The following is a 19,986-nucleotide window of genomic DNA, read 5'->3' on the forward strand; positions in this document are numbered from 1 at the left end:
CATGGCAACGGTAATGAAGAAGGTCGACGCAGTGATCGTCGGTTTCGGCTGGACCGGCGCGATCATGGCCAAAGAGCTGACAGAAGCAGGCCTGAACGTGTTGGCGCTGGAGCGCGGACCGATGCAGGACACTTACCCTGACGGCAATTATCCGCAGGTGATCGACGAACTCACCTACAGCGTGCGTAAGAAACTTTTCCAGGACATCTCCAAAGAGACGGTGACCATTCGCCATAGCGTGAATGACATCGCGCTACCGAACCGTCAGCTCGGAGCCTTCCTGCCCGGCAACGGTGTGGGCGGCGCCGGTCTGCATTGGTCCGGCGTGCACTTTCGGGTCGATCCGATCGAGTTGCGGATGCGCAGCCACTACGAAGAACGCTACGGCAAAAGCTTCATCCCCAAGGACATGACCATCCAGGATTTCGGCGTCAGCTATGAAGAGCTGGAACCGTTTTTTGATTACGCCGAGAAGGTGTTCGGTACGTCGGGTCAGGCCTGGACGGTGAACGGTCAACGGGTCGGCGAAGGCAAGGGCGGCAACCCTTACGCGCCGGATCGCTCGAACCCGTTTCCGCTGGAATCCCAGAAGAACACGGTTTCCGCACAGCTGTTTCAGAAAGCCGCCACAGCCGTAGGTTACAAACCCTACAACCTGCCGTCGGCCAATACGTCCGGCCCGTACACCAATCCCTACGGCGCCCAGATGGGCCCGTGCAACTTCTGCGGTTTTTGCAGCGGCTACGTTTGCTACATGTACTCCAAGGCTTCGCCCAACGTGAACATTCTGCCGGCGCTCAAGCCGCTGCCGAATTTCGAACTGCGGCCTAATTCCCACGTGTTGCGGGTCAACCTCGACAGCACCAAGAGCAAAGCCACCGGCGTGACTTACATCGATGGCCAGGGCCGGGAGATCGAGCAACCGGCAGATCTGGTGATCCTCGGCGCGTTCCAGTTCCACAACGTGCGATTGATGTTGCTCTCCGGCATCGGCAAGCCTTACGACCCGATCAGCGGTGAAGGCGTGGTCGGCAAGAACTTCGCCTACCAGAACATGGCCACGATCAAGGCGTTCTTCGACAAGGACACCCACACCAACAACTTCATCGGTGCCGGCGGTAATGGCGTGGCGATCGATGACTTCAATGCCGACAACTTCGACCACGGGCCGCACGGCTTCGTCGGCGGCTCGCCGATGTGGGTCAACCAGGCCGGCAGCCGGCCAATCGCCGGGACCTCCAACCCGCCCGGCACTCCGGCTTGGGGTAGCGCCTGGAAACGCGCCACCGCGGATTACTACACTCACCAGGTGTCGATGGACGCCCACGGCGCGCATCAGTCCTACCGTGGCAACTACCTGGATCTCGACCCTGTTTACCGCGATGCCTACGGCTTGCCACTGCTGCGGATGACCTTCGACTGGCAGGAAAACGACATCAAGATGAACCGCTTCATGGTCGAGAAAATGGGCAAGATCGCCGAAGCGATGGGCCCGAAAGCCATCGCCGTGATCGGCAAGAAGGTCGGTGATCACTTCAACACCGCGTCTTACCAGACCACCCACCTCAACGGTGGCGCAATCATGGGCACCGATCCGAAAACCAGCGCCCTGAACCGATACCTTCAGAGCTGGGACGTGCACAACGTATTCGTCCCAGGCGCGTCGGCTTTCCCACAAGGCTTGGGCTACAACCCTACGGGCCTGGTCGCCGCATTGACCTACTGGTCGGCCCGGGCGATCCGTGAGCAGTACCTGAAAAACCCCGGCCCGCTGGTTCAGGCTTAAGGAGCGATGACCATGAAAGCACTCGTTATCGCGACTTTGGCCCTGCTCGGCAGCGGCTCGATCAATGCCGCAGAAGCTGATCAAAATCTGATCAAACAAGGCGAATACCTCGCCCGTGCCGGCGACTGCGTGGCGTGCCACACCGCCAAGGACGGCAAGCCGTTCGCTGGCGGTTTGCCGATGGAAACGCCGATCGGCACGATCTACTCCACCAACATCACCCCGGACAAAACCGGCCTGGGCGACTACAGCTTCGAAGACTTCGACAAAGCCGTACGGCATGGCGTCGCCAAAAACGGCAGCACGTTGTACCCGGCGATGCCGTACCCGTCCTACGCCAGCGTCACCGAACCCGACATGCAAGCCTTGTACGCCTACTTCATGCACGGCGTGGCACCGGTGGCCCAGGACAACAAGGCCAGCGACATTCCCTGGCCGTTGAGCATGCGTTGGCCGCTGATGGGTTGGCGCTGGATGTTTGCCCCAGCGGTGGCGGACTACAAAGCAGCGCCCGGCGCAGATGCCGTGGTCAGTCGTGGGGCTTATCTGGTGGAAGGCCTGGGACATTGCGGCGCCTGCCATACGCCGCGTGCCCTGACCATGCAGGAAAAATCCTTGAATGCCGGCAAAGGCAGTACGTTTCTGTCAGGCAGTGCGCCACTGGAAGGCTGGATCGCGAAAAGCCTTCGCGGTGATCACAAGGACGGCCTCGGCAGTTGGAGCGAAGAGCAACTGGTGCAATTCCTCAAGACCGGGCGCAGCGACCGCAGTGCGGTATTCGGCGGCATGAGCGATGTGGTCACCCACAGCATGCAGTACATGACCGATGCCGATCTGAGCGCGATCGCCCGTTACCTCAAGTCCCTGCCGGCCAATGACCCCAACGACCAGCCGCACCAGTACGACAAACAAGTCGCCCAGGCGCTATGGAAAGGTGACGACAGCAAGCCAGGCGCTTCGGTGTACATCGACAACTGCGCGGCCTGCCACCGTACCGACGGTCACGGTTATACGCGGGTGTTCCCGGCGTTGGCGGGCAACTCGGTATTGCAGTCGGAGGACCCAACGTCGCTGATTCACATCGTGCTCAAGGGCGGCACATTGCCGGCCACGCACACGGCGCCATCGACCTTCACCATGCCGGGATTTGCCTGGCGGTTGTCGGATCAGGAAGTGGCGGATGTTGTTACCTTCATCAGCACTAGTTGGGGCAATAAAGGAACGACGGTAAAATCCGGCGATGTAGCCAAACTGCGCAAGGATGATATGAAGACAACTTCCGGCGACGATCTTGGCCAACTCACTCAGCATAACTAAGCTGTCGTGATGAACTGAACCTGCATGAGTGATCATGCAGGTTTAATCAACTTTCTAAGATCAAGGATTGACGATAGCGGAATAGGCCTTGGCCAGAACCAGCAGCTTTTCCTTGTCATCGCTATCGATATCACCGTCACCGTCCACATCACTGCGTACGGTCCGGATGCTGAAGGATCGGCCGCCATCCGCCGAGACTGCCGTGACATAGACGGAATCCACCAGGGCTTCGGTCTGTTCATCATTGACAGCGTCCCAGCCCAGTTCCTTACGTGCAAGTTGCATAGACACTTGCGATTCGTTCGGGTTGACGATACTCGGTGTCAACAATTGTAAAAAAATACCGCGCTGATTAAACATAGACATTTATTAATTCCATTTAATAAGTAGTACACGAAGGTTTTCGTGTGCGACGGATACTACTTACCCCACGACGCAACAACCTACTGTTTATATGTTTCCCATGATGACGACATATCTCGTTATTACTCGGCCAATGCAAAAACCGCTTTGGTGCGACAGATTGCCGAACGGCACTGGCCGTATTCTCAGGGCTCCTATACTGTATAGGTATACAGCTCGGAGCAATGAATCATGATCACTCCTCTTCCGCCACGCGGCCGCGGCACCGCCACCAATCCGCACAACCGCTTCGCGCCGAACCGTTCGGTGGCCGAGGATGACGGTTGGTATCAGGAAGCGCCGCTGACCCAAGGCACCGAGGTGCGCATCGAGACGGCGAAAACCATCATCACCCGCAACAATTCGCCGGACCTGCCCTTCGACCGTTCGATCAATCCCTATCGCGGCTGCGAGCACGGCTGCATCTATTGCTACGCGCGGCCCAGCCACGCTTATTGGGATATGTCGCCGGGGCTGGATTTCGAAACCAAGCTGATCGCCAAGACCAACGCCGCCGACGTGCTGGAGGAACAACTCAGCAAACGCGGCTATCAATGTGCGCCGATCAATCTGGGCTCCAACACCGATCCCTATCAGCCGATCGAGCGCGAACACAAAATCACCCGACAGACTCTGGAAGTGCTGCTGCGCTACCGTCATCCGGTGACCATCATCACCAAGGGCTCGCTGATCCTGCGCGATCTGGACCTGTTGGCCGAGCTCGCCGAACAGCGGCTGGTGGCGGTGATGATCAGCCTCACCACCCTGGACGATGAGCTCAAGCGCATCCTCGAACCCCGGGCCGCGGCGCCCAAGGCCCGGTTGCGGGCAATCCGGGTAATGCGCGAGGCGGGGATCCCGGTAGGAGTCCTGTGTTCGCCGATGATTCCGATGATCAACGACAGCGAACTCGAAAGCCTGCTCACCGAGGCTCACGCTGCCGGCGCCCAAAGCGCGGCGTATATGATGTTGCGCTTGCCGCTCGAAGTCGCACCGCTGTTCGAAGAATGGCTGGCCGCTCATTACCCGCAACGCGCGGCCCATGTACTGAGCCTGATCCGCCAGAGTCGTGGTGGCGAGCTCTATGACAGCCGCTTTGGTTCGCGGATGCGTGGTGAAGGACCGTTCGCCGATCTACTGGCGCAACGTTTCGCAAAAGCCATTAAGCGCCTGGGGCTCAATCGGCGTGAAGGGTTTAATCTGGACTGCGATGCCTTCTGTCCGCCGGGTCGCCAAATGTCTTTGATTTGAGGACAATTGGCCTAAGGTTGAGTGGCGGGGAAAGCAAGATGCCATTACCCAGTCACGTTTTTTGTGACCTGGAACACACGTTCTAGAGCGGTTGATTCAGTTTGAGTTAAGTTTCGACGGTTACCTTGTTCATCGAGTGACTGACGGGTCTGGATTTACGACCTGGACGTTTTTTAAACAGCCACTGGCTTCATATCGGATAAAACGGGACACTTTCCCCACTCCGTCAAAGAGGATGAATCATGAGTGACAAGGATAAACAGCCGTTGGCTGCGTCGGCGCAAGCGCTCCCCGAGGCGGAATCCGCCGATGCAGCGCTGCAGCATATCGTTGACGGCTTTTTGCATTTTCATCACGAGATCTTTCCGCAGCAGGAAGAACTCTTCAAGAAACTCGCCACGGCCCAGAATCCCAGGGCAATGTTCATTACCTGCGCCGATTCGCGCATCGTGCCGGAGCTGATTACCCAAAGCTCCCCAGGCGACCTGTTCGTGACCCGCAACGTCGGCAACGTTGTGCCGCCTTACGGGCAAATGAACGGCGGTGTTTCCACCGCCATCGAATACGCGGTGCTGGCCCTGGGCGTGCAACACATCATCATTTGCGGGCACTCCGATTGCGGCGCCATGCGCGCAGTGCTTAACCCGCAAAGCCTGGAAAAAATGCCCACGGTCAAAGCCTGGCTGCGGCACGCCGAAGTGGCGAAAACCATGGTCCAGGAAAACTGCAATTGCGCTAATGAAAGCGAAAGCATGCACATCCTCACCGAAGAGAATGTGATCGCCCAACTGCAGCATCTGCGCACGCATCCATCGGTGGCCTCGCGCATGGCCAACGGTCAGCTGTTTATCCATGGCTGGGTCTACAGCATCGAAACCAGCGAAATCCGAGCTTATGACGCGGATCAGGGGTGTTTCCTGCCTCTGGATGGCAGTCATCCGATTCCGGTGGCGACGCCTAAAGCGCGCTTCTAGACCCTCCTAAATCCCTGTGTGGTTTAGCCATGGCTGCTCATTCAGCAGCCTGGCTTTGCCACGCCTGAAAAAAATTCGGGAGAATCCCTATGCGTGCTGCGCAACTGAAAGCTGTTCTGCCACGGGAGCTGCTGGCGTCCGTGGTTGTGTTCCTCGTCGCCCTGCCTTTGTGCATGGGTATCGCCATCGCCTCGGGGTTGCCGCCGGCCAAAGGCCTGATCACCGGGATCATCGGTGGGCTGGTGGTGGGCTGGATAGCCGGTTCACCGCTGCAAGTCAGTGGCCCGGCCGCAGGTCTGGCGGTGTTGGTGTTCGAGTTGGTGCGCCAGCATGGTGTTGCCATGCTCGGACCGATCCTGCTGCTGGCGGGTTTGCTGCAACTGCTGGCCGGGCGCTTCAAATTGGGCTGCTGGTTCCGGGTGACGGCGCCGGCGGTGGTCTACGGCATGCTCGCCGGGATTGGCGTGTTGATTGTGCTATCCCAAGTGCATGTGATGCTCGACGCCGTGCCCAAACCGTCGGGGCTGGATAACCTCGCGGCCTTCCCGGCTGCGGTGCTCCAAGCCTTGCCGTCCTTTGGCTGGCAGGCCGGTCTGCTCGGGCTGTCGACGATTGCGGTGATGTGGCTGTGGGAAAAACTCCGCCCCCACTCCCTGCGCTTCGTTCCCGGAGCCTTGCTCGGTGTCGGTCTGGCGACGGTCGCCAGCCTGATGCTCGCCTTGCAGGTCAAACGCGTGGAAGTGCCGGCCAATCTGGCGGAAGCCATCGACTGGCTGAAACCGGCGGACCTGCTCAACCTGGCCGATCCGACGATCCTGATCGCCGCGTTTGCCGTGGCCTTTATTGCCAGCGCCGAAACCCTGCTCTCGGCCGCCGCCGTGGACCGCATGCACAGCGGCGAGCGTTCGGACTTCGACCGGGAATTGTCGGCGCAAGGCGTGGGCAACATGCTCTGCGGCTTGCTCGGTGCCCTGCCGATGACCGGCGTGATCGTGCGCAGTTCGGCCAACGTCCAGGCCGGTGCCACCACACGCTACTCGGCGATCTTCCACGGCTTGTGGCTGCTGGCGTTCGTGCTGTTGCTGTCCAGCGTGCTGCAAAGCATTCCGGTGGCGAGCCTCGCGGGTGTGTTGGTCTACACCGGCTTCAAACTGGTCGACCTCAAAGCCTTTCGCGGTTTGGGCCGTTATGGCCGGATGCCGATGTTCACCTACGCGGCGACTGCCCTGGCGATCATCTTCACCGACCTGCTGACCGGCGTGCTGATCGGTTTCGGCCTGACCCTGGCCAAACTGGCGTGGAAAGCTTCGCGACTGAAAATCAGCCTGATCGACCTGCCCAAGGACGGCGAAATGGAACTGCGCTTGATCGGCGCGGCGACCTTTCTCAAAGTCCCGGCGCTGACCCAGGTGCTGGGCAGCATTCCAGCAGGCGCAACGGTGCATGTGCCGCTCAATAACCTGAGCTACATCGACCATTCGTGTCTGGAGTTGCTTGAGGAGTGGGGCCGGGCGAATGCGGCGAAGGGTTCGAAGCTGCTGATTGAAGCGCGGGGGTTGAAGCGCAGATTGGAAGGCAGATTGCGCACCACCAGCGGCGTAGGTTCAGCCGGATAGTAAAACCAAATGTGGGAGCGGGCTTGCTCGCGAAGGCGGTGTGTCAGTCAACATTGATGTTGAATGATCGGCCGTCTTCGCGAGCAAGCCCGCTCCCACAGGGGTTCGGTAGCGACTGTTGGATCAAGCCGCCGGCTGATCCAGCTCCAGGCCCACGCCTAACTGGCGCGACAGGCACGGCCAGCGCTTCCACGCGGCGCCGGTGTCCGGGCTGTTGAGTTTCTCGCGGTAGGCCTCCACCGATTCCAGCGCGAAACTGTCTTCGTTAAGCATCTCGTCCACAGCGTGATGCACCGCCTCATCCAGTTGGTTGGCGAATTCTTCGCCGATCAATTGGTGGGCAATCAGGTTGGCGACAGTCATGTCCAATGGGATCAGTGGCTGGCCAAAATGCTTGATGTACAGGTCATTGACCTCTTCGACCAACCGATGCGCCAGATACGCTTCGTCCAGCAGGCTGTCCAGGCCGATATGCCCGGCCATGATCGCCGGCGGCTGGAGGAAAAACTGCTCGGCGATTTTCAGCACCGGTTTGATCTGCGATTCGATGCCCGCTTCCCGTGCGACATCATTGGCGGCGTCCAGCAGGTCCGGCACTTGCTCGATGTATGCGGCCACAAACCGGGTCATCACGCCGTTGGCGTCAACGTCCGGCAGTTGGATGGCAGCGTGCAGGTGCGGCAGTTGGGTTTCCAGTTGACGAGTTAACAGGCCGGTCTCGGCCTCGTGTTGTTGGGCTTTTTGGATCTGCTCGCGCAATGCGGCGGTGTTCATGAAAACTCCAGGAAACAAAGGCAATGAAATAGGGAAGACATAACTTAGCTGGCTTATGAAAGTTGCTAAGACGCATTTGTCATAATTGTTTCATCCTTGAGACACCAAAGTTATATCGATTTGCCACCACTCGTCGCGCATCGTTCTCCATTCGTGGCCTTGAGCGCAAGTCCCAGCTGTTTCAGATCATTTACGCCCTCACATTGCGAGGTGACAGTCGCTGTCTATACTCGGGTGGGAATGGAGTTAGCTGATGACGCCCGACTGCATGTGCAGCAAGGCTCGGCGATTCAAGTTCGTAGTCTGAAAAAGCCGCTCCCTTGCCGCTGGTGTTAGCCGGCGGGATAACAAGAACGATAAGGGGAACCCGCAATGATGCGACATCCACACGTCTGGATGGGCCTCCTGTTGTGGTCAATTTTCAGCCAGGCACAAGCGGCCTGGACTGTGAATATGGCGCCAGGAGCGACTGAAATCAGTCACGCAGTATTCGACCTGCACATGACCATTTTCTGGATCTGTGTAGTCATCGGCATCATCGTCTTCGGCGCCATGTTCTGGTCGATGATGGTCCACCGTCGCTCCACCGGGCAGGTGGCCGCCAAATTTCATGAAAGCACCACCGTCGAAATCCTCTGGACCATCGTGCCCTTCATCATCCTGGTGGCCATGGCGGTTCCCGCTACTGCGACCCTGATCAAGATGTACGACGCCAGTGAACCGGATATCGATATCCAGATCACCGGCTACCAGTGGAAGTGGCATTACAAATACCTGGGCCAGGACGTCGAGTTCTTCAGCAACCTGGCCACGCCCCAAGATCAGATCCACAACAAGGAAGCCAAGGGCGAACATTACTTGCTCGAGGTCGACAAGCCGTTGGTGCTGCCGATCGGCGCCAAGATCCGGTTTCTGGTGACCTCGGCTGACGTTATCCACTCGTGGTGGGTGCCGGCCTTCGCGGTCAAGCGCGATGCGATTCCGGGTTTCGTCAACGAAGCCTGGACCCGCGTCGACAAGCCCGGCATCTACCGTGGCCAGTGCGCCGAGTTGTGCGGCAAGGATCACGGCTTCATGCCGATCGTGGTCGAGGTCAAGGAAAAGGCCGACTACGACAAGTGGATGGCCGAGCGCAAGGCTGAAGCCCTGCAGCTCAAAGAGTTGACCAGCAAGGAATGGACCCTCGACGAGCTCAAAGAGCGCGGCGACAAGATCTACCACACCACCTGCGTGGCCTGTCACCAGGCCGAAGGCCAGGGCTTGCCGCCGATGTTCCCGGCGCTCAAAGGTTCGCCGATTGCCACCGGGCCGAAAGCCGATCACCTGCACCGTGTGTACTTCGGCAAACCCGGCACCGCCATGGCCGCGTTCGGCAAGCAGCTTTCGGAAGTCGATATCGCAGCGGTCGTGACCTATGAACGTAACGCCTGGGGCAACAATAAGGGCGACATGGTCACGCCTAAAGAAGTGCTGGAGCTGAAACAGGCGGAAAGCAAATGACCCGGTCTATCGCATACGTAAGGAACCGGTCGGGGCAGCGCGCCCCGGCCTGCCCAGCCCATTCGTTCTCAGGAGAACGGCCATGAGTGCTGTCATCGATGATCATGGTCACGCCACCGACCACGCCCACGGCCCCGCCAAGGGCCTGATGCGCTGGGTGCTGACCACCAACCACAAGGACATCGGCACGCTGTACCTGTGGTTTGCGTTTTCCATGTTCCTGCTGGGCGGCTCGTTCGCCATGGTGATTCGCGCCGAGCTGTTCCAGCCCGGCCTGCAAATCGTCGAACCGGCGTTCTTCAACCAGATGACCACCATGCACGGCCTGGTGATGGTGTTCGGTGCGGTGATGCCGGCGTTTGTCGGTCTCGCCAACTGGATGATCCCGTTGATGATCGGCGCGCCGGACATGGCTTTGCCACGGATGAACAACTTCAGCTTCTGGCTGTTGCCGGCGGCGTTCATCCTGCTGGTGTCGACCCTGTTCACCGCCGGCGGCGGACCGAACTTCGGCTGGACCTTCTACGCCCCGCTCTCTACGACCTACGCCCCGGAAAGCGTGACGTTCTTCATCTTCGCCATTCACTTGATGGGGATCAGTTCGATCATGGGTGCGATCAACGTGATCGCCACCATCCTTAACCTGCGCGCCCCCGGCATGACGTTGATGAAAATGCCGCTGTTCGTCTGGACCTGGCTGATCACTGCGTTCCTGCTGATCGCAGTGATGCCGGTGCTGGCCGGGTGCGTGACGATGATGCTGATGGACATCCACTTCGGCACCAGTTTCTTCAGTGCCGCCGGTGGCGGTGACCCGGTGCTGTTCCAGCATGTGTTCTGGTTCTTCGGGCATCCCGAGGTGTACATCATGATCCTGCCGGCCTTCGGCGCCGTCAGCTCGATCATCCCGACCTTCTCGCGCAAACCGCTATTCGGCTACACCTCGATGGTCTACGCCACGGCGAGCATCGCGTTCCTGTCGTTTATCGTCTGGGCGCACCACATGTTCGTGGTCGGCATTCCGCTGGTGGGCGAGCTGTTCTTCATGTACGCCACGTTGCTGATCGCGGTGCCGACCGGGGTGAAAGTCTTCAACTGGGCGAGCACCATGTGGCAAGGCTCGCTGACCTTCGAGACGCCGATGCTGTTCGCGGTGGCGTTCGTGATCCTGTTCTCCATCGGCGGCTTCTCCGGGCTGATGCTGGCCATCGCGCCGGCGGACTTCCAGTACCAGGACACCTACTTCGTGGTCGCGCATTTCCACTACGTGCTGGTGCCGGGGGCGATCTTCGGGATCTTCGCCTCGGCGTACTACTGGCTGCCGAAATGGACCGGACACATGTACGACGAAACCCTCGGCAAGCTGCATTTCTGGCTGTCGTTCGTAGGCATGAACCTGACCTTCTTTCCGATGCACTTCGTGGGGCTGGCGGGCATGCCGCGACGGATTCCGGACTACAACCTGCAATTCGCCGACTTCAACATGGTGTCGTCGATTGGTGCGTTCATGTTCGGCACCACGCAGCTGTTCTTCCTGTTCATCGTGATCAAGACCATCCGCGGCGGCCCGCCTGCACCGGCCAAACCGTGGGATGGTGCCGAAGGCCTGGAGTGGAGCGTGCCGTCACCGGCGCCGTATCACACCTTTACCACGCCGCCGGAAGTGAAATGAACACCCAGCCCTGTGTGGGAGCAGGCCAAGCCTTTGTGGCGAGGGGGTTTACCCCCGTTGGGTCGCGAAGCGGCCCCAAAACCTGTGACCGGGGTGTATCAGGCAGATCGCAATCGCTGATTTTACGACTGCTGCGCAGCCGAACGGGGGTAAACCCCCTCGCCACAGGGTTAAGCGGTGGGGGTAGAAATCATGGCTGATTCCATTTCGCTGAAGAAGCTTGTCACGCGCCTGCTGCTGGTGGTGGTCGCCATGTTTGTCTTCGGGTTTGCCCTGGTGCCGATCTACGACGTGATGTGCAAGGCGTTCGGCATCAACGGCAAAACCTCCGGGCAGTACGAAGGCGAGCAAGTGGTCGATACCTCACGCCAGGTGCGTGTGCAGTTTCTGTCGATGAACAACGCCGACATGGTCTGGGAGTTCTACCCCAAGGGGAATGAGCTGACAGCGCATCCGGGGGCGGTGAACGAGATGATTTTCGTCGCGTACAACCCCACCGATCACCCGATGAGCGCACAAGCCGTGCCGAGTATCGCGCCCAGCGAAGCGGCGGCGTATTTCCACAAGACCGAATGTTTCTGCTTTACCCAGCAAGTGCTGCAGCCCGGTCAACGGATCGAGATGCCGGTACGTTTCATCGTTGACCGTGACATGCCCAAGGAAGTGAAGCACCTGACGCTGTCTTACACGCTGTTCGATATCACCGCACGTCATCCGCCCGTGGCTGTTGCTGCAAGCACCGGCGGCTAGGCGTTAAGCGTGCCCGATAAGGAGAACAATAAATGGCAACTCATGAACACTATTTCGTACCGGCCCAGAGCAAATGGCCGATCATCGCCACGGTCGGCATGTTCGTCACCGTGTTCGGTCTGGCGACCTGGTTCAACGACCTGAAGGCAGCGCGGCCGGAATCCCACGGCCCGCTGATCTTTTTCGTCGGCGGCCTGCTGCTGGCTTACATGCTGTTCGGCTGGTTCGGCACAGTGATCAAGGAAAGTCGCGGCGGCTTGTACAGCGCGCAAATGGACCGCTCGTTTCGCTGGGGCATGAGCTGGTTCATCTTCTCCGAAGTGATGTTCTTCATCGCCTTCTTCGGCGCGCTGTTTTACGTGCGGCACATTTCCGGCCCGGCGCTGGGGGGCGAAGGCCCGAAAGGCATCGCTCATATGCTGTGGCCGAACTTCCAGTTCACCTGGCCGCTGCTGCACACCCCGGACCCGAAATTGTTCCCACCGCCCAAGGAAGTCATCAGCCCCTGGGGCCTGCCGCTGATCAACACCATTTTGCTGGTCAGCTCCAGCGTCACCGTGACCATCGCCCACCATTCGCTGAAAAAGGGCCATCGCGGTGCACTGAAAATCTGGCTGGCGATCACCGTGTTGCTGGGCTGCGGCTTCCTCGCCCTGCAGGCCGAGGAGTACATGCACGCCTACCACGAACTGGGGCTGACCCTCGGTTCGGGCATCTACGGCGCGACGTTCTTCATGCTCACCGGTTTCCACGGCGCCCACGTCACCATCGGCACCATCATCCTGTTCGTGATGCTGATGCGGGTCATGCGCGGGCACTTTGATAACGAGCACCAGTTCGGCTTCGAAGCGGCGAGTTGGTACTGGCACTTCGTCGATGTGGTGTGGATCGGGCTGTTCGTTTTCGTCTACGTGCTGTGAGGCGTTACCACGGCGCGTGAGAAACCAGTTGGCCGCTGAAAAAGCCCCAGGCGATCAAGCCGACGGTGATGGCGGCCAAGGCAACACGAATGCTCAAGGCAATGACGAGGCGGTTCGAGCTGCTGTCGTCCTTGACCAGAAAAAACAGGCCGCTGAACAGGCTGACAACCGTGGCAATCAGCATCAGGACGATGGCTGCTTTGAGCATGGTGAGACTCCGGGGGAAAGGCGATGCATTTGAGTATAGCTATCGCGATCACCGACTTTCTGGCGCTGTCATGAAGCGCTTCCGGCCGGGCATCGTGCCGACGATTGTAGTCGCGCTGCTGTTGCCGCTGCTGGTGTCACTCGGGTTCTGGCAGTTGAGCCGGGGCGCAGAGAAAAGCGCGCTGCTGCAAAGCTACGCCGAGCGCCGGGCGGCCGAACCGATGGCCAGTTCCGAGCTGCTGAACACACAAGATCCAGCCTTTCGCCGGGTGCGCCTGCACGGTCAGTTCGACGCCGAGCACAGCTTGTTGCTGGACAACCGCCAGCGCGACGGCAAGGTCGGGGTCGAGTTGCTGCAACCGTTCCACGATCAGGCGACCGGGCTCTGGCTGCTGGTCAATCGCGGCTGGCTGCCGTGGCCGGACCGGCGCACCCCGCCGCAATTCAAGACACCCGCCGAAGCCTTGAGCCTCGACGCGTGGGTCTACGTTTCCCCCGGTACAACCTTCCAATTGCACGCCGATCCGAGCACCACCACTTGGCCGCAACTGGTGACCGCCATTGAGCCGGCCAAGCTCTGGACCGCACTGAACCGCGAAGGCTTCGCCTACGAAGTACGTGAAGAATCCGGGCCTGCGTCCTACCAGGCCGATTGGCCGGTGGTGGCCATGGGGCCGGAAAAACACATCGCTTATGCCGTGCAGTGGTTCGCCATGGCGATCGCCCTGCTCGGCCTTTTTATCTATCTCGGCTGGCACAACGCAAAGGAGAAACACCATGGGAGCGGCCATGAATCCACCCAGCATGTCTGAGACGAAACCGCCGGCGAGTCGGCGCAAGGGTCGCCTGCAACTGCTGCTGATTGTGCTGGGCGTGGTGGGTCCGATGATCCTCGCCACCGGCATGTACAAGCTGAATTTCTGGGTACCAGAGGGCCGCAGCTATCACGGCGAACTGATCGGCAACGGCCAGACCCGCGCTGACCTCGGCGTGCAGGCGCAAGAAGACCGCTGGCAGATGCTGGTGACCGCGCCCAAGGATTGCTCGGTGGACTGCCAGCAATTGGTGTATCTGGCGCGGCAAATCCAGATCGGCCTCGGCCGCGATGCCTCCCGCGCCAGTCATGCACTGGCTGCCGCGCAACCGCTGAGCAGCGATTACGAAGCCAAGCTGACCCGCGAGTATCCGCAACTGCAACGCTACCCGATGGACCTGACCACGTTCAGTAAGACCACGGGCGACAAGACTGCGCCGCAGCTATGGATCATCGACCCACACGGCAATCTGGTGCTGCGCTACGACCCGACGGTCAAGGGCAAGGACCTGCTGAACGATCTGCGTCATCTGCTGAAACTGTCGAACATCGGATAAGGGCATCGTCATGGCCAAACCTGGATTTCGCCTCGCGCTGTTTGCCACCTTGCTGGCACTGATTGTGGTGTTGCTCGGCGCCTACACCCGCCTGACCCACGCCGGCCTCGGCTGCCCGGACTGGCCGGGTTGCTATGGCTTTATCAGCGTGCCGAAAAGCGAAGCACAGCTGGCCCATGCCGAACTGCATTTCCCCGATACGCCAGTGGTGGCCCACAAGGGCTGGAACGAGATGATCCACCGCTACTTCGCCGGCACCCTGGGGCTGTTGATTTCGGTACTGGCCGGTCGCGCCTGGGTGCACCGTCGGCATCCGGGGCAACCGGTGAAATTGCCACTATTTCTGCTCGGCGTGGTGTTCGCCCAAGCGGCGTTTGGCATGTGGACGGTGACGCTCAAGCTCTGGCCGCAGGTGGTGACAGGACATTTGCTCGGCGGCTTTGCGACCTTGAGCCTGTTGTTTTTGCTGACGCTGCGGCTGTCTGGAGTATTGCCGGCGCTGACGGTGCCAAAGCGTTTGCAGTACTGGGCAACCGCCGGATTGCTGCTGGTGATCCTGCAAATCGCCCTCGGTGGCTGGGTCAGTTCCAACTACGCGGCGGTGGCGTGCATCGACTTCCCGACCTGCCACGGTCAATGGCTGCCTCCGGCTGATTTCGCCAACGGTTTTCACCTGACCCAACACATCGGCCCGAATTACCTCGGAGGGCAACTGGACAGCGATGCTCGCACCGCGATTCACCTGACCCACCGCATCGGCGCCTTGCTGGTGACGCTGGTGCTGCTCGGCCTGGCCTGGCAACTGAAAGTGGTCGGCATGACGCGCCTGGCTGGCCTGGTGCTGATCGCCCTCGGCGCACAAATCACCCTGGGCATCAGCAACGTACTGTTTCACCTGCCGCTGCCCATCGCCGTCGCCCACAATGCGGGCGGTGCGGCGCTGTTACTGACGATGGTGCTGGTCAATTATCACGCGCGGACCAGTCTGGTTCGGGTCAAGCAACAAGCTCCTGCACGCTGGCGCTTCAGCCCGCGTAAACATTCAGCCGGGCCCATAACAATAAAAGGAGAGATGCCATGGCGATTCTGATCGGCGAACGTCACAGTCAGGCGATCTGGCGGGACTATCTGGAACTGACCAAGCCCAAAGTGGTGGTGCTGATGCTCATCACCTCCTTGGTGGGCATGTTCCTCGCGACCCGCGCCGGGGTGCCGTGGACGGTGCTGATATTCGGCAATCTTGGGATCGCGCTGTGTGCCGGGGGCGCAGCGGCGGTCAATCATGTGGTGGACCGGCGCATCGATGCGGTCATGGCCCGAACCCACAAGCGGCCACTGGCTGAAGGCCGGGTGTCGCCAGCAGCGGCGCTGACGTTTGCCTTGGTGCTGGCGGTGCTGGGGCAAGCTTTCCTGCTGGCCTTCACTAATCCGCTGACCGCTTGGCTGACCCTCGCCTCGCTGCTCGGCTACGCGGTGGTCTACACCGGTTTCCTCAAACGTGCAACGCCGCAGAACATCGTCATCGGCGGGCTGGCCGGCGCAGCTCCGCCACTGCTCGGCTGGACTGCGGCGACCGGGCATATCGGCGCCGAACCGTTGCTGCTGGTACTGATTATCTTCGCCTGGACCCCGCCACACTTCTGGGCCCTGGCCATTCACCGCAAGGAGGAATACGCCAAGGCTGACATTCCGATGTTGCCCGTGACCCATGGCGAGCACTACACCAAAGTGCATATCCTGCTTTATACCTTCGCGCTGCTGGCGGTCAGCCTGATGCCGTTCGTGATTCACATGAGCGGTGTGCTCTACCTGGTTTGCGCCCTCGGACTGGGCGCGAGGTTTCTGCAATGGGCCGTGGTGCTGTACCGTGGCACTCGGCCGCACGCGGCGATCAACACCTTCAAGTACTCTATCTGGTACTTGTTCCTGCTGTTTATCGCCCTGCTCGTAGACCACTACTTACTGTTGAACCTATGACTCGAACTCAGAAAACCGTCTTCATCCTCGTCGCCCTGATCGCGCTGGTTTTGGGCCTGACCGTCAACAAGGTGCTGTCCGGCAAAGGCCAGGGTGACCCGACGGCATTGATCGACGCAGGGATCATCCTGCTGCCGCAAAGCCGTAACCTGCCGGACGTGACGATGACCGACCAGGACGGCAAGCCGGTGACAGTCAACCAGCTGAAAGACAAGTGGAGCCTGCTGTTCTTCGGCTACACCTTCTGCCCGGATATCTGCCCGACCACCCTCGCCCAGTTGCGTCAGATCAAAAGTGAACTGCCGCCAGAAGCAGCGGCCAAGTTGCAGGTCATCCTGGTCAGCGTCGACCCGAACCGCGATACGCCCAAGCAGCTCAAGCAGTACCTGGGTTACTTCGATCCGCAGTTCCAGGGTTTAACTGCGTCTTCGGTGGATGACATCCAGAAATTGGCGAACGCGGTGAGTATTCCGTTTATTCCGGCGGACACCAGCAAGCCGAACTACACGGTGGATCACAGCGGCAACCTCGCGGTGATCGGGCCGGACGGCACCCAGCGCGGGTTTATTCGCGCACCGTTGAACAACGTGAAACTGGTGGCGCAGTTGCCGGTGATGCTCAAGCGCAACTAATTAGGCTTTACACAGCCCTCCTGTGGGAGCGGGCTTGCTCGCGAAAGCGGCGTTTCAGTCGACATCTATGGTGGCTGACACACCGTATTCGCGAGCAAGCCCGCTCCCACAGGGGTCGGTGTTTCAGGCACAAAAAAAGGGGCGCATCAAATGCGCCCCTATCGTTCCCACGCTCTGCGTGGGAATGCAGCCAGGGACGCTCTGCGTCCCCTTGAACATCAGAACGCCGGCAATACCGCGCCTTTGTACTTCTCGAGAATGAACGCTTTCACTTCCGGGCTGTGCAACGCAGCAACCAGTTTCTTCATCGCTTCGCTGTCCTTGTCGTCCGGACGGGCCACGAGGATGTTCACGTAAGGCGAGTCGTTGCCTTCGATGACCAGCGCATCCTTGGACGGATCAAGCTTGGCTTCCAGCGCGTAGTTGGTGTTGATCAACGCCAGGTCGACCTGGGTCAGCACACGCGGGATGGTCGCGGCTTCCAGTTCACGGAATTTCAGGTCCTTGGCATTCTCGGTGATGTCTTTGGTGGTCGAGAGAATGTTGTTCGAATCCTTCAACTTGATCAGGCCAGCCTTCGCCAGCAGCAACAGCGCACGGCCGCCGTTGGTGGCGTCGTTCGGGATCACCACGTTGGCGCCGCCTGGCAGTTCGGTCAGTGCTTTGTACTTGCTGGAGTAAGCGCCCAGCGGTTCCAGGTGCACACCGGCAACGGCAACCAGATTGGTGCCCTTGGCCTTGTTGAACTCATCCAGGTACGGCTGGTGCTGGAAGAAGTTGGCGTCCAGGCGTTTCTCGGCAACCTGCACGTTCGGCTGGATGTAGTCGGTGAACACCTTGACCTGCAGGTTCACGCCTTCTTTGGCCAGGGCCGGCTTCACGAACTCCAGAATCTCCGCGTGCGGAACCGGAGTGGCCGCAACGGTCAGGGTTTCATCGGCGTGGGCGGAAAATGCGGCTACGGCAGCCAATGCGACGAGTAGTTTTTTCATTCAGCTAACTCCTTGTGAGGCGCGCGTTTGGCGCCTGCCAGCGAATGGCCGGCTCATTTCATGTTTACGAGAACTGTTTATTTCCTGGAGAAATGCACGACCAGCTTGTCGCCAACCATTTGCAGCACTTGCACCAGCACCAGCAACAGCACCACGGTGACGATCATCACATCGGTCTGGAAACGCTGGTAGCCGAAACGGATCGCAAGGTCGCCCAGACCACCGGCGCCGACCACACCGGCCATCGCCGTGTAGGACACCAGTGTAATAGCCGTCACCGTAATCGCCGCGTAAATGCCCGGACGGGCTTCTGGCAGCAGGGCGTTCATGATGATCTGCTTGGTCGTCGCGCCCATGGCCTGGGTCGCTTCAATGATGCCGCGATCCACTTCACGCAGGGCGGTTTCCACCAGTCGCCCGAAGAACGGCGTGGCGCCCACCACCAGCGGTGGAATCGCGCCCGCAACGCCCAGCGAGGTGCCGGTGATCAGCACGGTGAAGGGGATCATCACGATCAACAGGATAATGAAGGGCAGCGAACGCAGGATGTTCACCACCAGCGACAGCACGGCGTAGACACCTCTGGATTCCAGCAACTGCCGTGGGCTGCACAGGAACAGCAACACGCCCAGCGGCAGGCCAAGCAAAATCGTGAACAACAGCGAACCGCCGAGCATCAGCATTGTGTCGCCGGTGGCCAGCCAGATTTCGAACCAGTCGATATTGGCGAAGAAACTCATGAAGGCATCCATTAGCGCAGCACCTCCATGTGAACGTCAGCCGCGGTGAAGAGGCCGAACGCCGCTTCCATGTCACCGCCGGTGACGGCCAGGGTCAGTTGCCCGTAAGGGACGTCTTTGATGCGATCGATACGACCGGCCAGGATGCTGTAGTCCACACCGGTTTCCCGAGCGACGGTACCCAGCAATGGCGCGTAGGTCGCCTGGCCCTGGAACGTCAGACGCACAATGCGGCCCGGTACGTGGGCAAAGTCGTCACGCTGTTCGCTTTCGTCGATCTGCTCGTCTTCTTGCACGAAGCGTTTGGTGGTCGGGTGCTTGGGGTGCAGGAACACCTCGGCCACCGAACCTTGCTCGACGATCACGCCGGCATCCATCACCGCTACCTGGTCGCAGACTCGACGGATCACGTCCATCTCGTGGGTGATCAATACGATAGTCAGTTTCAGCTCACGGTTGATCTCGGCCAGCAATTGCAGGACCGACGCCGTGGTCTGTGGGTCGAGAGCGCTGGTAGCTTCGTCGCACAGCAGGATTTTCGGCTTGGTCGCCAGGGCCCGGGCAATGCCGACGCGCTGCTTCTGGCCGCCGGACAATTGCGCCGGGTACTTCTTGGCGTGGTCGGACAAACCAACGCGCTTCAGCAACTCGGCCACACGCTGGTCGATCTCGCTGCGGGACAGTTCACCGGCCAGCGTCAGCGGCAGCGCGACGTTGTCGGCCACGGTCTTGGACGCCAGCAGATTGAAGTGCTGGAAGATCATCCCGACCTGCTGACGGAAACGCCGCAGGCTGTTGGCATCCAGCGCGGTGACTTCTTCGCCATCGACGAAGATCTTGCCGCCACTGGAATTCTCCAGGCGATTGATCAGACGCAGCAGGGTACTTTTTCCCGCGCCAGAATGGCCGATCAGACCGAAGACCTGACCGTTCTCAATCGTCAGACTGGTCGGATGCAGGGCGGGAATATCCTTACCGGCGACGCGGTAAGTCTTATGGACGTTTTGAAACTCGATCACGTAGCGAACCTTGTGGGGCGCGTTGGAAAAGGATCAGCGGTTAGCCGGGCGCGCATTTTAGCCTGTCCGTATAGAGGTTATTAGCA

General features: G+C 59.9%; 20 protein-coding genes. 14 read left to right on the plus strand and 6 right to left on the minus strand.

From position 1 onward, the window contains the following. Window position 1 precedes the first annotated feature (1 nt). The gene (locus NK667_RS26810; protein WP_054617203.1) at window positions 2–1,786 is read left to right on the plus strand and encodes a GMC family oxidoreductase; all 1,785 of its coding nucleotides are present in this window, start codon (window positions 2–4) and stop codon (window positions 1,784–1,786) included. 12 nt (window positions 1,787–1,798) lie between these two features. Then, window positions 1,799–3,103 carry a c-type cytochrome gene (locus NK667_RS26815; protein ID WP_054617202.1) on the plus strand — a complete coding sequence of 435 codons (1,305 nt, stop codon included), beginning with the start codon at window positions 1,799–1,801 and terminating at the stop codon, window positions 3,101–3,103. A 60-nt stretch (window positions 3,104–3,163) separates the two neighbouring features. Here the strand turns inward: NK667_RS26815 and NK667_RS26820 are convergent, their stop codons facing one another. Further along, window positions 3,164–3,469, minus strand: coding sequence for a hypothetical protein (locus NK667_RS26820; protein WP_054617201.1), 306 nt, complete (start codon window positions 3,467–3,469; stop codon window positions 3,164–3,166). Between the two features lie 228 nt (window positions 3,470–3,697). On the opposite strand from NK667_RS26820, the gene NK667_RS26825 reads away from it, so the two are divergent. The 3 genes from NK667_RS26825 to NK667_RS26835 all read left to right on the plus strand — a co-directional run bounded on the left by NK667_RS26825 (window position 3,698) and on the right by NK667_RS26835 (window position 7,346). Further along, entirely contained in the window at window positions 3,698–4,756 is a 1,059-nt protein-coding gene (locus NK667_RS26825; protein WP_054617200.1) for a PA0069 family radical SAM protein, read from the plus strand. 242 nt (window positions 4,757–4,998) lie between these two features. Next, window positions 4,999–5,730 carry a carbonic anhydrase gene (locus NK667_RS26830; RefSeq protein WP_054047964.1) on the plus strand — a complete coding sequence of 244 codons (732 nt, stop codon included), beginning with the start codon at window positions 4,999–5,001 and terminating at the stop codon, window positions 5,728–5,730. Window positions 5,731–5,819: 89 nt separating this feature from the next. Next, a complete protein-coding gene (locus tag NK667_RS26835; protein ID WP_054617199.1) occupies window positions 5,820–7,346 on the plus strand; it encodes a SulP family inorganic anion transporter in 1,527 nt (508 codons plus the stop codon). 123 nt (window positions 7,347–7,469) lie between these two features. Here the strand turns inward: NK667_RS26835 and NK667_RS26840 are convergent, their stop codons facing one another. Continuing rightward, window positions 7,470–8,120 (minus strand): hypothetical protein, encoded by a 651-nt coding sequence (locus NK667_RS26840; RefSeq protein ID WP_054617198.1) that lies wholly within the window; start codon window positions 8,118–8,120, stop codon window positions 7,470–7,472. Window positions 8,121–8,492: 372 nt separating this feature from the next. On the opposite strand from NK667_RS26840, the gene coxB reads away from it, so the two are divergent. The 4 genes from coxB to NK667_RS26860 all read left to right on the plus strand — a co-directional run bounded on the left by coxB (window position 8,493) and on the right by NK667_RS26860 (window position 12,962). Next, on the plus strand, window positions 8,493–9,620 hold the full coding sequence (gene coxB, locus NK667_RS26845; protein ID WP_054617197.1) for a cytochrome c oxidase subunit II: 1,128 nt from the start codon (window positions 8,493–8,495) through the stop codon (window positions 9,618–9,620). Between the two features lie 82 nt (window positions 9,621–9,702). Continuing rightward, entirely contained in the window at window positions 9,703–11,292 is a 1,590-nt protein-coding gene (gene ctaD, locus NK667_RS26850) for a cytochrome c oxidase subunit I (protein WP_054047972.1), read from the plus strand. Window positions 11,293–11,484: 192 nt separating this feature from the next. Then, window positions 11,485–12,042: a cytochrome c oxidase assembly protein gene (locus tag NK667_RS26855; protein WP_054617196.1), complete on the plus strand. Its 558-nt coding sequence runs from the start codon at window positions 11,485–11,487 to the stop codon at window positions 12,040–12,042. Window positions 12,043–12,074: 32 nt separating this feature from the next. Beyond that, window positions 12,075–12,962, plus strand: coding sequence for a cytochrome c oxidase subunit 3 (locus tag NK667_RS26860; RefSeq protein ID WP_054617195.1), 888 nt, complete (start codon window positions 12,075–12,077; stop codon window positions 12,960–12,962). 4 nt (window positions 12,963–12,966) lie between these two features. Here the strand turns inward: NK667_RS26860 and NK667_RS26865 are convergent, their stop codons facing one another. Then, the gene (locus tag NK667_RS26865; RefSeq protein WP_054617194.1) at window positions 12,967–13,170 is read right to left on the minus strand and encodes a twin transmembrane helix small protein; all 204 of its coding nucleotides are present in this window, start codon (window positions 13,168–13,170) and stop codon (window positions 12,967–12,969) included. Window positions 13,171–13,240: 70 nt separating this feature from the next. On the opposite strand from NK667_RS26865, the gene NK667_RS26870 reads away from it, so the two are divergent. From NK667_RS26870 to NK667_RS26890, 5 genes are read left to right on the plus strand one after another with little or no spacing between them, the layout of a single operon-like run. Then, window positions 13,241–13,981, plus strand: coding sequence for an SURF1 family protein (locus tag NK667_RS26870; protein WP_054617193.1), 741 nt, complete (start codon window positions 13,241–13,243; stop codon window positions 13,979–13,981). After that, window positions 13,947–14,540: a hypothetical protein gene (locus tag NK667_RS26875; protein WP_054617192.1), complete on the plus strand. Its 594-nt coding sequence runs from the start codon at window positions 13,947–13,949 to the stop codon at window positions 14,538–14,540. Before NK667_RS26870 ends, NK667_RS26875 begins: the two co-directional genes overlap by 35 nt. A 10-nt stretch (window positions 14,541–14,550) precedes the next feature. After that, window positions 14,551–15,630: a COX15/CtaA family protein gene (locus NK667_RS26880; protein ID WP_054047982.1), complete on the plus strand. Its 1,080-nt coding sequence runs from the start codon at window positions 14,551–14,553 to the stop codon at window positions 15,628–15,630. After that, window positions 15,618–16,517 carry a heme o synthase gene (gene cyoE / locus NK667_RS26885; RefSeq protein ID WP_054617191.1) on the plus strand — a complete coding sequence of 300 codons (900 nt, stop codon included), beginning with the start codon at window positions 15,618–15,620 and terminating at the stop codon, window positions 16,515–16,517. Before NK667_RS26880 ends, cyoE begins: the two co-directional genes overlap by 13 nt. Then, complete coding sequence (locus tag NK667_RS26890; protein ID WP_054617190.1) at window positions 16,514–17,149, plus strand: SCO family protein; 636 nt, start codon at window positions 16,514–16,516, stop codon at window positions 17,147–17,149. The genes cyoE and NK667_RS26890 overlap by 4 nt, the downstream gene beginning before the upstream one ends. A gap of 218 nt (window positions 17,150–17,367) precedes the next feature. Here NK667_RS26890 and NK667_RS26895 read toward each other — a convergent pair whose 3' ends face one another. From NK667_RS26895 to NK667_RS26905, 3 genes are all read right to left on the minus strand, one after another. Further along, window positions 17,368–18,141 carry a MetQ/NlpA family ABC transporter substrate-binding protein gene (locus tag NK667_RS26895; protein ID WP_054617189.1) on the minus strand — a complete coding sequence of 258 codons (774 nt, stop codon included), beginning with the start codon at window positions 18,139–18,141 and terminating at the stop codon, window positions 17,368–17,370. 77 nt (window positions 18,142–18,218) lie between these two features. Then, window positions 18,219–18,893 (minus strand): methionine ABC transporter permease, encoded by a 675-nt coding sequence (locus tag NK667_RS26900; RefSeq protein ID WP_054617188.1) that lies wholly within the window; start codon window positions 18,891–18,893, stop codon window positions 18,219–18,221. Then, the gene (locus tag NK667_RS26905) at window positions 18,893–19,900 is read right to left on the minus strand and encodes a methionine ABC transporter ATP-binding protein (protein ID WP_054047992.1); all 1,008 of its coding nucleotides are present in this window, start codon (window positions 19,898–19,900) and stop codon (window positions 18,893–18,895) included. Before NK667_RS26905 ends, NK667_RS26900 begins: the two co-directional genes overlap by 1 nt. Between the last annotated feature and the right edge of the window lie 86 nt (window positions 19,901–19,986).

Origin of the sequence: Pseudomonas nunensis (assembly GCF_024296925.1) — a bacterium.
GTDB lineage: Bacteria > Pseudomonadota > Gammaproteobacteria > Pseudomonadales > Pseudomonadaceae > Aquipseudomonas > Aquipseudomonas nunensis.